Raw genomic sequence first — 12,471 nt, forward strand, 5'->3', positions numbered from 1 at the left:
GTTGGTGCTCCAGGTTCCCCCGTTCCGCAGCACCTCGAAGTGATTTGAGGTTTTTTACCCTCGATAAGCAGAAGTTACATTGACATCTGAGGTTCACCCGGTCGTGCGTCGGGGCCCGGCCGATCCCCGTCCGGGCCCCGACGCGCGACTCACCTCAGGCCGCTGCACCCTCCCCGACGGGCAGCTGACCGGCGGGCAGCTCCACGACCGAGGCCGGGTCGGGCGCGCTCACGTCGACGTCGCTGCCCCAGTCGTAGTAGTCCATGCTCACCGTGGCGGTGGCGCCCTCCGGGCCGGCGACGTCCACGACCAGGCGCACGGGGCGGTTCTGCTCGTCGACGTACAGGGTGAACGGCACGCTGCCCACCTCGGCGGCGGCCTGCTCGGCCTCCTCGGTGCGCTGCTCGGCGGGCAGCTGCTCCAGCGCCTTCGCGAGGTCGATGCTGCCGGCGTAGCCGCGCGCCTCGACGCCGCGCACGTCCGTGGCGGGCACCTCGCGCACGTCGTCGGCCACGGCCTTCAGCTGCTCGAGCTGCTGGGACGGGTCCAGCGTGCTGGTGTCGACGCCGGCGGCGGCAGCCGCGTCCAGCGGCAGCCGCACCCACTGGCCCTGCCCGGTCAGCGGAGCGCCGGAGACGTAGGCGGTGTCGTCGACCAGGCGCACCTCCACCTCTCCCCCACCCCCGGCGGCGCCGGTGGCCGCGGCGGGCAGGCTCACGTCCAGGCGCACCTCCTGCTCGGCGGCGTCGAAGGCGCCCTCGCCGGTGACGGTGGCGCTCTCACCGTCGCCGGCGGCCTGCACGGTGAAGGCGAACTTCGCGCTGCCGGCGGTGCTGGACTGCTCGGCCGAGGCCTGCACGACCTCGTAGGCGCTCAGCTGCGTGCTGACGGCCCCGGTCGAGGCGGCCTCGTCCTCGCCGCCGCAGGCGCTCAGGCCCAGGGCGAGCGCGGCCGCGCCGGAACCGGCCAGCACCGCCAGGCGGCGCCGACGCCCCTGCCGGGCGGTGCGGGTGGTGCTGTCGGTGGTGTGCACTGCGGACCCCTCCTCGGTCTCCGCCCCGCCCGCCGGTGCGCGCGGGGCACTACCACCAGGGTGCGGCACGCGGGCTCCGGGTGCGTCCCCCGCTCGTCGGTGCTGCCCACGACCTCCGGAGGACCTGCACAGACGGGTGGGAGGATCGCGGCCGTGCGCCCCGCAGCCTCCCCCTCCCCCACCTCCTCCCGCCCCCCGTCCCGCACGTTCGGCACGCTGCTGCTGGATGCGGCGTCGCTGTACTACCGCGCGTTCCACGGCGTGCCGCAGTCGCTGACCGCACCCGACGGGACGCCCGTCAACGCGGTGCGCGGTTTCCTGGACGCGCTGGCGCTCCTGGTGGCCGAGCACCGCCCGCAGCGGCTGGTGGTGTGCTGGGACGACGACTGGCGCCCGGCGTTCCGGGTGGCGGCCCTGCCCTCGTACAAGGCGCACCGGGTGGGTGCGGACGGTGGTGAGGACTCCCCGGCGGCGCTGGGCCCGCAGGTGCCGGTCATCGTGGACGTGCTGGCCGCGCTGGGGGTGGCGCGGGTGGGGTGCCCGGGGTTCGAGGCCGACGACGTCATCGCGACCCTGGCCGCCGGGGCGGTCGCGGCCGGCGATCGCGAGGGCGTCCTGGTGGTCAGCGGGGACCGGGACCTGTTCCAGCTCGTCGACGACGCGGCCGGTGTGGCGGTCCTCTACGTCGGCCGCGGCGTGCGCAGGGGCGAGCTGGTGGACGAGGCGCGACTGGCCGAGCGGTACGGGGTGCGGGGCGGGAGCGGGTACGCGGACCTGGCGGTGCTGCGCGGTGACCCCTCGGACGGGTTGCCGGGGGTGGCCGGGATCGGGGAGAGGACGGCGTCGGCGCTGCTGGCCCGGTACGGGGACCTGGCCCGGGTGCGGGCCGCGGCCGCCTCGGCGGCGGCGGACCTGCCGGCGGGGCAGCGCCGCCGGCTGCTGGAGGCGGGCGACTACCTGGACGCCGCACCGGCGGTGGTGCGCACCGTCGCGGACGCCCCGGTGGCGCGGGTGGACGGGGCGCTGCCGCGCGAGGCGGCCGACCCGGGGCGGTTGCGGGAGCTGGTGGCGCGCTGGGGGCTGGCCTCGAGCGTGGAGCGGGTCCTGACCGCGCTGGCGGGCGCGGTCGGGGCACCCTGAACCCTCACCCTCGACCCCGGGCTGAGGGTGAGGGTCGGCGGGTCAGGTCAGGGAGGTGTGCGCCACGACGCCCCGGCGGACGGCGTCGACGGCCTCGCGGGCGGCGGAGCGCACCGCCGGGTCGAGGGAGGCGGAGGCGACCTGGTCGAGCAGGTCCACCAGCTGCTTGCAGCGGCGCACGAAGTCCCCGGCTGCCAGGTCGGCGTCGCGCAGCACGGCGTCGAGGCGGTGGCCGGAGGCCCAGCGGTGCACGGCCCAGGCCAGGCCCGCGTCGGGTTCGCGGGTGGCGGGCACCTTGTGCTGCGCCTCCCGGTCGGTGAGGTCGCTCCACAGCCGCACGGTCGTCTCGATGGCGTCCTGGGCGCGGCGCGGGACGCGCTCGGGGGCACCGCCCTCGTCGCGGCGGGACTCGTGGACGAGGGTGGAGACGGCGGCGGCGAGGTCGGCCGGCCCCAGGCCCGCCCACGCGCCGTGGCGCAGGCACTGCGCCACCAGCAGGTCGGTCTCGGCGTTGATGCGGCGCAGGGTGCGGCCGGCGTCGGTGACGGCGGTGCCGTCGCCGGTGAGGTAGCCCAGTTCGGCGAGGAGGTCGCAGACGCGGTCGAAGGTGCGGGCGATGGTGCCGGTGCGGCCCTCGATGCTGCGCTGCAGCGCCTCGGTGTCGCGGTGCAGCTTCTCCTCGCGCACCGCCCAGCGGGCGTGCTCCTCCCGGTCGGCGCAACCGTGGCAGGGGTGGGCGCGCAGCCTCTCGCGCAGCTCGGTCAGCACCGCGTCGTCCTGCGCCGCCGCGCCACCACCGCGACGGCGCGGCGGGACGTCGCCGCCGCCGACCTGCGCCAGCGCGTTGCGCAGGGAGGAGGCGAGGTCGCGGCGGGCCTGGGGGCTGCGCCAGTTGAACGCCTTGGGGACCTTCACGCGCGTCACCGGCAGGACCTCGGCGGTGAAGTCGTGCGCCGAGACGGTGCGCACCTGGCGGTCCTGGCTGAGCACGCGCGGGGAGGGCCCGTCGAAGCCCTTGCCGGCGACGAGGTCGAGGACCACGCCGAAGACGTCCCGGCGCCCGCCGGGCAGGCGCACGACGTCACCGGTGGTGAGCTGCTCCACGGAGCGGCGGGCCTCGGCGCGGCGCTGGGAGGCCCCGGCGCGGGAGAGCTCCTTCTCGCGCTCGCCGACGCGCTGGCGCAGGGCGAAGTACTCGGCGAAGTCGCCGAGGTGGCAGGTCATGGCCTCGCGGTACCCGGCCAGGGCGCGGCGCTGGTCGCGGATCTGCTGGGCCTGGCCGACGACGGCGCGGTCGGCCTGGAACTGGGCGAAGGACGTCTCCAGGATGTCGCGGGCGCGTTCGCGGCCGACCTGCTCGACGAGGTTGACGGCCATGTTGTAGGTGGGGCGGAAGCTGGAGCGCAGCGGGAAGGTGCGCCGGGAGGCGAGCCCGGCGACGGCCTCGGGGTCGGTGCCGGCGCCCCAGAGGACGACGGCGTGACCCTCGACGTCGATGCCGCGGCGGCCTGCGCGGCCGGTGAGCTGGGTGTACTCGCCGGGGGTGACGTCGACGTGGGTCTGCCCGTTCCACTTCACGAGCCGCTCGAGCACGACGGAGCGGGCGGGCATGTTCACGCCGAGGGCGAGGGTCTCGGTGGCGAAGACGGCCTTGACGAGGCCGTCGGCGAAGAGCTGCTCGACGGTCTCCTTGAAGACCGGCAGCAGGCCGGCGTGGTGGGCGGCCAGCCCGCGCTCCAGGCCGTCGAGCCACTCCCAGTAGCCCAGGACGGCGAGGTCGGAGGAGGGGATCTCCGCGCAGCGCTCCTCGGCGATCGCGCGGATCTCCCGCCCCTCCTCGGGGGTGGTCAGCCGCAGCCCCCAGGCGACGCACTGGGCGACGGCGGCGTCGCAGCCGGCGCGGCTGAAGATGAACGTGATGGCGGGCAGCAGGCCGGCGCCGTCGAGGACCTCCAGGACCTGCGCGCGGCTGGGGGTGCGCCCGCCGGGCGGGCCCGCGGCGTAGCGGCCGCCGCCGGGGCGGGAGCGGCCTGGGCCCCTGCCCCGCCCGCGACCGCGCCCGGCGGAGGCGAGGCGGTCGCTGCGCAGCTGCTGGCGGGACATCGCCACCAGCTCGGGGTTGACGATGGCGCCGGGGACGAGGGAGCCCTCGTCGCCCTCGAGGGGGTCACCGGCGGGGTCGGTGAACAGGTCGTACAGCTCGGTGCCGACGAGCAGGTGCTGCCACAGCGGCACGGGGCGGTGCTCGGAGACGACGACCTCGGTGTCGCCGCGCACGGTGTCCAGCCAGGCGCCGAACTCCTCGGCGTTGGAGACCGTCGCCGACAGCGACGCCACGAGGACGTCGGTGGGCAGGTGGATGATGACCTCCTCCCACACGGCGCCGCGGAAGCGGTCGGCGAGGTAGTGCACCTCGTCCATGACGACGTACCCGAGGCCGTCGAGCAGGGGGGAGCCCGCGTAGAGCATGTTGCGCAGCACCTCGGTGGTCATGACGACCACCGGCGCCTCGCCGTTGACGGAGTTGTCACCGGTGAGCAGGCCGACGCTGGCGGGACCGTGACGCTCGACGAGCTCGGCGTACTTCTGGTTGCTCAGCGCCTTGATGGGCGTGGTGTAGAAGGCCTTGCGGCCGGTGCGCAGCGCCAGGTGCACGGCGAACTCGCCGACGACGGTCTTGCCGGCACCTGTGGGGGCGGCCACCAGGACGCCGCGGCCGGCTTCGAGGGCCTGGCACGCCTGCAGCTGGAAGCCGTCGAGGTCGAAGCCGAGCGTGCTCGCGAACTGGGCGAGCTGGGTGCGCGACTCCTCGGTGCGACGGCGAGCTGCCGCGTAGCGTTCCGCGGGGCTGGCCATGAGCGCGACAGTACGTCACGGCCACCACCGGTGCGCGGCGGCCCCGGGTGGCCCCGGGTGGCCCCGGTGCCGTGGCGGCCCGGGGTGCGGGCTCAGGCGAGCACGCGCAGGGCGGCGGGCACGGCCTCGCACGTCAGGGGCAGGCTGCCCACGGGTTCGCCGTCGGCGTGCGGGCGGGGCCGGCGGGCGGCGCGCCGGGTGCGACCCGGGAGGGTTTCCTCCAGCGGCGCCAGGTGCACCCGGCGGGTGCGGTGCACGTGCACGGCCGGTGAGCGCAGGTGCTCACCGGGCCGCAGCCGGGTGAACAGCCGCATCGCGGGCACGGTGGGCAGGTCGTCGACGACCACGACGTCCAGCAGGCCGTCGGTGGGGTCGGCGTGCGGGGCCATGAGCAGGCCGCCGCCGTAGCAGCGGGTGTTGGCGACGGCGGCCAGGAGCACGCGCCCGCGCAGGACCTGCTCGTCGAGCTCGATGCGCAGCGGCACCCCGCGCACGGTGAGCAGCTCGCGCACGGCGGCCAGGGTGTAGCGGGCCGGCCCCGCGGGCCAGCGCCAGGAGTTGGCGCGCTCGTTGACGAGGGCGTCCACGCCGGAGGCGAGGATGCTGACGTACCAGCGGGTGCCGGCGGCGCTGCGCACCCGCACCGCGTCCAGGTCGCGGTGCCGGCCGGCGCGAAGGGCGTCGGACAGGCCCGCGACCGCGGCGACGGGATCGCCCAGCGGCAGGTCGAGGCCGCGGGCGATGTCGTTGCCGGTGCCGGCGGGCACGATGCCCAGCGCCGTCGGGGTGCCTGCGACCTCCTGCACGGCGGCGTGGACGAGGCCGTCGCCGCCGACGACGACGAGCGCCTGCGCCTCACCGACGGCCTCTCGCGCGGCCCGGCGGGCCGTGGGCAGGTCGGTGCCGGTGAGCTCGACGACCTCGTGGCCGAGGCGGCGCAGCTCGGCGCGGACGCGGGCACCGGTGGCGAAACCGGCCCCGCGCCCTGCGGTGGGGTTCACGAGCAGCCCTACGGGCCCGGGGGTGCTCAGAGGGGGCTGGCTTCCTCGTCGGACAGCTTCGAGTAGTCCGGGGTGTCGTCGTTCTTGGCGCGGCGCTTGTCGTTGAGCATGCACACGCCGATGGCGACGAAGAAGAGGAAGATCAGCGGCATCGCCATGAGGATCATCGTCAGCGCGTCCGGGGTGGGCGTGAAGATCGCCGAGAAGACGAAGCAGAGGAAGACGACGATGCGCCACTGCTTGAGGATGGCCCGGCCGGAGACCAGGCCGGCGAAGTTCAGGGCCACCAGGAGCACCGGCAGCAGGAACGCGATGCCGAACGCCAGCAGCAGCCGCATGACGAACGACAGGTAGTTCGGCGTGTCGATGATGTTGTCCACCCCGTCGGGGGTGAACGAGGTGATGAGCTCCATCGTCGTCGGCAGGATGAAGTACGCCAGCGCGATGCCCGCGAGGAAGAGGGGGAACCCGGCCAGGACGAAGCCGATGGCGTAGCCGCGTTCCTTCCTCGTCAGCCCGGGCGTGACGAACGCCCAGAGCTGGTAGATCCAGATCGGGGCGGCCACGATGAGGCCCACCCAGAGCGCGCCCTTGACCTGGACGTCGAGGACGCCCAGCGTCGTGGCGAAGTTCAGCTCGACGCCGTCGATCGACTCGGCCGGCCTGGCCAGCAGGGGCAGGACGACGTTGGGCCACAACCACCAGCCGGCCGCGGCGCCGACGACGACCGCGAGCGCGGCCCGGAAGAGCCGTTTGCGCAGCTCGTCCAGGTGTTCGCGCAGGGGCATGCGCCCCTCCGGGTCCCTCGGCGGGCGTCGCCGTCGGAAGGTCGTGACAGCCACCTCGCCGGAGCCTCCTGTCAGCCGTTCAGCAGGTCAGGGCGGGCTCAGCGCTCGCGCGAGGCGCTGGGGGCCTCGCTGCTGCTGCCGTTGACGTGGGCGCCGGTGCCGTTGACGTGGCCCTCGTCGATGGCCTTCGGCTTCCAGGACGGGTCGCGCTCGGCGCCGTCGTCGTCGTTCTGCATCTCCTTGACCTCGCTCTTGAAGATGCGCAGCGAGCGCCCCAGACCACGGGCGGCGTCAGGCAGGCGCTTGGCGCCGAACAGCAGCAGCAGAACGACGACCAGCACGATGATGTGCCAGGGCTTCATGGCGCCCATGGTGATCAACCTCCGTAGGGGGACGGTGCGCCCTCATCGTACGGCCCCGGCGTGGCGGTGTGGGGCCGCCACGCGATCGGGCGACGGGTTCTCAGGGATCTCCCAGCTGCCGCCGGTGGCCGCGCGCTGCCGGAGGGGCCGCTCCCGCAGGGGTCAGCGCACCGAGCGCAGGCTGCGTGCGGCCAGGCCCGCGAGGTCGTCGCACCCGTCCAGCACGAGGGCGAAGTCGAGCACGTCGTCCCAGGCGATGGTGGCGCCGTGGTGCTCCTCCATGGCCTCGGCCGGGATGATCCAGCGCTCCACCGCGACGCCGCCGGAGACCAGGAGGGCGACGACGTCCTCGCTGGCGGCCTTGCGGACCTCGTCGCGGCACTGCGGGCAGGTGAAGGCGTAGAAGGAGCGGTCCTTGGCGGAGCAGACCACGAGGCGGACCTGCTTGGGGGTGAGCTCGACGTCGCCGCAGCAGGGGCAGGAAGCCTTGATCGTGGTCATGGTTCGCACCTTCCGTTCGTGGTTCGGGCGGCTGTCCCGCCGTCCGACACCACTGCTTCGGCACGGACCTGGAAATCCTTGAACGCCCTTCTCGCGCCAGGTTGGCACACCGCGTGAACGAGCGCGCACGAACGGCGAGGGGAGGAGTCAGGTCCGCGCACCGGGCCCCGGCTCCCCCGCCGGTGCCGCCGGGTCCTCGCCCGCGCCGTCCGCGTCCAGCTCGCCGTAGCGCGCCAGGGCCGCGAGCGCGGCCTCGCGCACCTCGACCGCCAGCTCCGGCGGGTCCACCGCCCGGGCACCGGCCCCCAGTCGCAGCAGGAGCCGGCGCACCCAGCGGGTGTCCGCCGCGCGCAGCCGCACCCGCAGCGAGGCGCGTTCCCAGGCGTCCTCGGGGGCCGGCTGCACCGACTCCACCGGGTAGTAGTCGACCACCCACGCCGCCTGCGGGGCCAGGTCGAGGGTGACCACGAGGTCGTCGGGGCTGGGCCGGAACAGGTCGGAGTGCACGTCGCGCGAGACGGCACCGGCGGGCGGGGTGCCGTCGGCGTCGAGGACCCGCGCGGCCTCGATGCGGTCCAGGCGGAACAGGCGCACCCCCTCCACGCGGTGGCACCACGCCTCCAGGTACCAGCGCCCGTCGACGGTGACCAGGCGCATGGGGTCCACGTCCCGCTCGGTGCGCTCGTCGCGGCTGGGCACCAGGTACGCCAGGTGCAGCCGCCGGTGCTCGGCCAGGGCCCGCCGGCAGGTGGCCAGGACGTCCGCGAGCGCCGCGTCGTCGCCGGGGCGCACGTCGACGCGCACGGCGCCGGCGGCCTCGGCGGCCCGGCCGGCGGCCTCCCCGGCGGCCTCGGTGAGCTTGGCGGTGGCGCCGGCGAGGGCGTCGCGGTCGTGCAGTCCGGGGACCTCGACGAGGGTGCGCAGGCCCACGAGGAGGGCGACGGCCTCGTCGACGGCGAGGCGGGCGGGGCGGGCGATGGGGTCGGCGTTGGAGAGGTAGACGCGGCCGGAGTCCCAGCGGGCGTCGATGAGGTCGTCGGGCAGGTGGCCGGGGGTGCCGCAGACGAAGAGGAGCTCGAGGTCGTGCACGAGGTCGTCGGTGGTGATGCCGAAGTGCTCGGCGGCCTCCTCCAGGGGGATGCCCTGGTGGCGCAGGAGGTAGGGCACCATCGCGAGCAGGCGGGAGAGGCGTTCGGTGGAGGCGCTGCCGCTCACGGGACGACTCCGGTGGGGGTGGGGTCGGGGGTGGAGGGGTCGCCGGTGGTGCCGGCGGCTCCGCGCAGGCGCCGCAGCACGGCCTCGCGCAGGGGTGCGGGGTCCAGGACGAGCACGGCGTCGCCGTAGGCGGCCAGCTCGTCGGCGGCGACCTCGACGTCGGCGACGTCGACCTCCACGAGGTCGGTGTCCTGCGCGTGCGCTGCCCGCGCGTCGGCTCCCGCGGTGGGGGCGGGGGTGACGGAGACGGCGCGGCGGCGCACGGCCAGGGCGCTGCCGGTGCGCACGAGCAGGCGGGCGCGGCGGGTGGCGCGCTCGCCGACGGCGCCGGCGACGACCTCGCGGGGGTCGACGTCGGTGGGCACGTCGTAGGAGCCGGGGCGGCCGATGCGCTTGACGGCGGAGGAGACGCGCGAGAGGCGGAAGACGCGGGTGGCGTCGCGGTCGCGGTCGTGGCCGACGAGGTACCAGCGCCCGTGCCAGCTGACGATGGCCCACGGCTCGACGTGGCGGGTGGAGGGCTCTGCCCCGGCCCGCCGGTAGGCGAAGGAGACGGGGGCGCGGTCGCGGGTGGCGGCGTACAGGGGGTCGAAGGCGGGTTCGCTGGTGCGCACGCGCGGTTCGAGGCCGACGAGGGAGGACTCGTCGGGTTCGACCCCGAGGCTGCGCAGCTTCACGAGGGCGCGGGTGGCGGGGCCGGCGAGGCTGGCCTGCTGCCACACGCGGCTGGCCAGGGAGAGCACGGCCAGCTCGGCGGGGGTGAAGTTGATCTCGGGCAGGGCGTAGGCGTCGCGGTCGATGCGGTAGCCGGCCTCGTCGCCGAAGAGGGGGTCCTCGCCGCCGGTGTCCAGGGGCACGCCGAGCTCGCGCAGGTCCTCCTTGTCGCGCTCGAACATGCGTTCGAAGGCGACGGTGGTGGCGCAGTCGGCGTACTGGGGCACGGCGGCGCGGATCTGCTCCTTGGTGAGCCACCGGCGGGTGGCGGACAGGGCGATGACGAGGTTGAGCAGGCGCTCGGTGCGCCGCGCGCCGCGGGCGGCGGCGGCCGCGCCGCTGCTGGTTCCGGAGCTCGCCATGGTGGACTGGACGCTACCGGACCCCGGGCGGGGCGCACCCGGCGGTGGCGGCCGCCCTCGGGTGCGCCCCGCCCGGGTGCAGGCCCGCGGCCACCCCGGCCGCGTCCACTCCACTCCCGTCCGTCCCGTCGCCGTCTCCCGGAGGCCGTCCACCGTGCGTCCACCACCCGCGGGCCGAGCGCCCGCGCGCCGCCTGCCCGCGCTGGACGTGGCGCGCGGCGTGGCGATCGCGCTGGTGGTGCTGCACCACGCGGTGCTGCACCTGGACGCGGCGGGGCTGCTGCCGGCGTGGTGGCGCGCCGTGAACGGCGAGCTGGTGCTGCTGCGGATGCCGCTGTTCTTCTGCGTCTCCGGGGTGCTGGCCGCCTCGGCGGCAGGACGGTCCTGGCCGGCGCTGGTGCGCGGGCGGCTGGTGCCGCTGCTGTGGGTGTTCGTGCTGTGGTCGCTGGTGCGGTTCGCGGTGTTCAGCGCGGTGACGCCGCGGTTCCAGCCGTGGGAGACGGACAGCGTGGTGCCGCTGCTGCTGGCGCCGGTGCGGCCGACGACGGGTCTGTGGTACCTGTACGCGCTCGCGGTGTTCACGGTGGTGACCCGGGCGCTGGGGCGGGGTGCGGCGTGGGCGCTGGCACCGGCGGCGCTGCTGTCGGTGGCCGCCAGCGAGCTGTGGGTGCGCGCGCCGTACTACGTGTGGCACCAGATGGCGCGGTGCTTCGTGTTCTTCCTGCTGGGCTGGTGCCTGCGGGGGCTGCTGCTGCGGCTGCTGACGTCCCTGGCGACGGCGCCGGCGGTGGCGCTGAGCGCGGTGGGGGCGCTCGCGCTGGTGGTGCACGGGGCCGGGGGGTTGCGGGCGCCGGGGGTGGCCAGCGTCCTGAGCGTGCTGGCGGTGGTGTGCGGGCTGGCGTTCGCGGTGGTGCTGACGCGGACGGCGGGGGCGCTGGGTGCGGCGGCGGGGTGGCTGGGGCGGCGGACCCTGCCGGTGTACCTGGTGCACGAGCTGGTGGTGGGGGTGGCCACGAGCGCCGTGGCGGCTGGTGGTGCGGCTGCGGGGGCGGCTGGTGGTGCCCGCCCGTGGTGGCTGCCGCTGCTGTGGACGGCGCTGGGCGTGGTGGTGCCGCTGGCGGTGCACGCGCTGGCCCTGCGGGTGGGCGCGCGGTGGCTGTACGAGGCCCCGGCGGCGGTGCGCGCCGCGGGGACGGGCGGGAGCACCGGCACGGGCGCGGGCGCGGCCGGGCGCGAGCCGTGGCGCACGCCGCCGGGAGCGCCGGGCGGGGGCACCCCCTAGCCTCGTCGGCGTGCTGCGGTGGCGAGCGGGGACGGTGACGGGGGTGCGCCGGGAGTGGCCCGGTGCGCTGGAGTGCGAGGTGCGGGTGGACACCGCACCGCCGGGGGCCGGCGGGGACGGCGGAGCCGCGGACGCTCCGGGGGCGGTGGTGCGGGCGCTGGCGTACGAGCAGCTGGTGGGTCGCCCGGTCGCCGGGGACCGGGTGCTGCTGAACACCGCGGCGCTGGCGCGCGGGCTGGGCACGGGCGGGTACGCGATGGTGGTGGCGCTGCCGGAGGCCCTGCCGGCGGACCCGCCGGCGGGGCCCGGGCACCTGGTGAAGGCGCGGTACACGCCGCTGCAGGCGATGGTGCTGGGGGTGGACGAGCAGGAGTCCGAGCACCACGACGCGCTGGCCGCGGCGGACGACCTGGGTGGTGCCCCGGTGGTGGTGGCGGACCTGCACTCGGCGCTGCCGGCGGTGCTGGCCGGGGTGCGCGCGCAGGTCCCGGGGGCGCGGGTGGTGTACGTGCTCACCGACGGCGGGGCGCTGCCGGCGGCGTTCTCGCGGGCGGTGGCGGGGTTGCGCGAGGCGGGGTGGCTGGCGGCGTGCGTGAGCACCGGGCAGAGCTTCGGCGGCGACCTGGAGGCGGCCACCGTGCACACCGGGATGCTCGCGGCGCGGCTGGTGGCCGGTGCGGACGTGCTCGTGGTGGCGCAGGGCCCGGGGAACCTGGGCACCGGGTCGCGGTGGGGGTTCTCGGGGGTCGCGGCCGGGGAGGCGCTGAACGCGGCGGCGGTGCTGGGCGGGCGGGCGGTGGCGGCGCTGCGGGTCTCGCAGGCGGACCCGCGCCAGCGCCACCGGGGCCTGTCGCACCACTCGGCGACCGCGGTGGGCCGGGTGGCGCTGGCGCCGGTGGACGTGGCGGTGCCCGCCGCGCGGGACGAGGCGGGCGGGTTCTGGGACGGGGTGCGCGAGCAGGCGCGGGAGCTGTGCGCGCCGGTGGGCCGGCACCGCCTGGTCGAGGTGGGCACCGCGGGGCTGGACGAGGCGCTGGCGCGGTGCCCGGTGCCGCTGTCGACGATGGGGCGCGGGCTGGAGGCGGACCGGGCGGCGTTCGTGGCGGCGGCGGTCGCCGGCCGGCACGCCGCCGCGCTGCTCGGCTGAGCGGGCCGCCGCCCGCCCCGCGGGGCGGGCGCCGGTGGACGCGTGACGCCCCGGGCCGCCGGTCGGCGGC

General features: G+C 76.3%; 11 protein-coding genes. 3 read left to right on the top strand and 8 right to left on the bottom strand.

All coding sequences use genetic code 11. The features are described 5' to 3' along the window. Nucleotides 1–154: 154 nt before the first annotated feature. Nucleotides 155–1,033 (bottom strand): hypothetical protein, encoded by an 879-nt coding sequence (locus tag V9U69_RS06905; protein WP_337060702.1) that lies wholly within the window; start codon nt 1,031–1,033, stop codon nt 155–157. Between the two features lie 216 nt (nt 1,034–1,249). Between V9U69_RS06905 and V9U69_RS06910 the strand changes: the two genes are divergently transcribed. Continuing rightward, nucleotides 1,250–2,173 carry a 5'-3' exonuclease gene (locus V9U69_RS06910; RefSeq protein ID WP_442907646.1) on the top strand — a complete coding sequence of 308 codons (924 nt, stop codon included), beginning with the start codon at nt 1,250–1,252 and terminating at the stop codon, nt 2,171–2,173. A 42-nt stretch (nt 2,174–2,215) separates the two neighbouring features. On the opposite strand, the gene V9U69_RS06915 is transcribed toward V9U69_RS06910, so the two are convergent. The 7 genes from V9U69_RS06915 to V9U69_RS06945 form a co-directional block, all read right to left on the bottom strand. Continuing rightward, a complete protein-coding gene (locus tag V9U69_RS06915; RefSeq protein ID WP_337060706.1) occupies nt 2,216–5,029 on the bottom strand; it encodes a DEAD/DEAH box helicase in 2,814 nt (937 codons plus the stop codon). Between the two features lie 92 nt (nt 5,030–5,121). Then, a complete protein-coding gene (locus V9U69_RS06920) occupies nt 5,122–6,030 on the bottom strand; it encodes a diacylglycerol/lipid kinase family protein (protein ID WP_337060708.1) in 909 nt (302 codons plus the stop codon). Nucleotides 6,031–6,056: 26 nt separating this feature from the next. Beyond that, a complete protein-coding gene (tatC, locus tag V9U69_RS06925) occupies nt 6,057–6,818 on the bottom strand; it encodes a twin-arginine translocase subunit TatC (protein WP_337060710.1) in 762 nt (253 codons plus the stop codon). 98 nt (nt 6,819–6,916) lie between these two features. Beyond that, nucleotides 6,917–7,189 (bottom strand): Sec-independent protein translocase subunit TatA, encoded by a 273-nt coding sequence (tatA, locus tag V9U69_RS06930; protein ID WP_442907645.1) that lies wholly within the window; start codon nt 7,187–7,189, stop codon nt 6,917–6,919. Between the two features lie 153 nt (nt 7,190–7,342). Next, the gene (locus tag V9U69_RS06935) at nt 7,343–7,681 is read right to left on the bottom strand and encodes a hypothetical protein (RefSeq protein ID WP_337060713.1); all 339 of its coding nucleotides are present in this window, start codon (nt 7,679–7,681) and stop codon (nt 7,343–7,345) included. Nucleotides 7,682–7,828: 147 nt separating this feature from the next. Next, the gene (locus V9U69_RS06940; RefSeq protein ID WP_337060714.1) at nt 7,829–8,896 is read right to left on the bottom strand and encodes a helix-turn-helix transcriptional regulator; all 1,068 of its coding nucleotides are present in this window, start codon (nt 8,894–8,896) and stop codon (nt 7,829–7,831) included. Beyond that, the gene (locus V9U69_RS06945) at nt 8,893–9,972 is read right to left on the bottom strand and encodes a helix-turn-helix transcriptional regulator (RefSeq protein WP_337060716.1); all 1,080 of its coding nucleotides are present in this window, start codon (nt 9,970–9,972) and stop codon (nt 8,893–8,895) included. The genes V9U69_RS06940 and V9U69_RS06945 overlap by 4 nt, the downstream gene beginning before the upstream one ends. Nucleotides 9,973–10,126: 154 nt before the next feature. On the opposite strand from V9U69_RS06945, the gene V9U69_RS06950 reads away from it, so the two are divergent. Next, a complete protein-coding gene (locus tag V9U69_RS06950) occupies nt 10,127–11,254 on the top strand; it encodes an acyltransferase (RefSeq protein WP_337060718.1) in 1,128 nt (375 codons plus the stop codon). Between the two features lie 10 nt (nt 11,255–11,264). Continuing rightward, nucleotides 11,265–12,401, top strand: coding sequence for a DUF3866 family protein (locus tag V9U69_RS06955; RefSeq protein ID WP_337060720.1), 1,137 nt, complete (start codon nt 11,265–11,267; stop codon nt 12,399–12,401). Nucleotides 12,402–12,471 lie beyond the last annotated feature (70 nt).

This window comes from Kineococcus sp. G2 (assembly GCF_037154035.1).
Classification (GTDB): Bacteria; Actinomycetota; Actinomycetes; order Actinomycetales; family Kineococcaceae; genus Kineococcus.

Excerpts from the sequence above, each read along its gene's own strand:
- V9U69_RS06945 (WP_337060716.1), bottom strand. The coding sequence starts at position 9,972 with ATGGCGAGCTCCGGAACCAGCAGCGGCGCGGCCGCCGCCGCCCGCGGC.
- tatC (WP_337060710.1), bottom strand. The coding sequence starts at position 6,818 with ATGCCCCTGCGCGAACACCTGGACGAGCTGCGCAAACGGCTCTTCCGG.
- V9U69_RS06935 (WP_337060713.1), bottom strand. The coding sequence starts at position 7,681 with ATGACCACGATCAAGGCTTCCTGCCCCTGCTGCGGCGACGTCGAGCTC.
- V9U69_RS06915 (WP_337060706.1), bottom strand. The coding sequence starts at position 5,029 with ATGGCCAGCCCCGCGGAACGCTACGCGGCAGCTCGCCGTCGCACCGAG.
- tatA (WP_442907645.1), bottom strand. The coding sequence starts at position 7,189 with ATGGGCGCCATGAAGCCCTGGCACATCATCGTGCTGGTCGTCGTTCTG.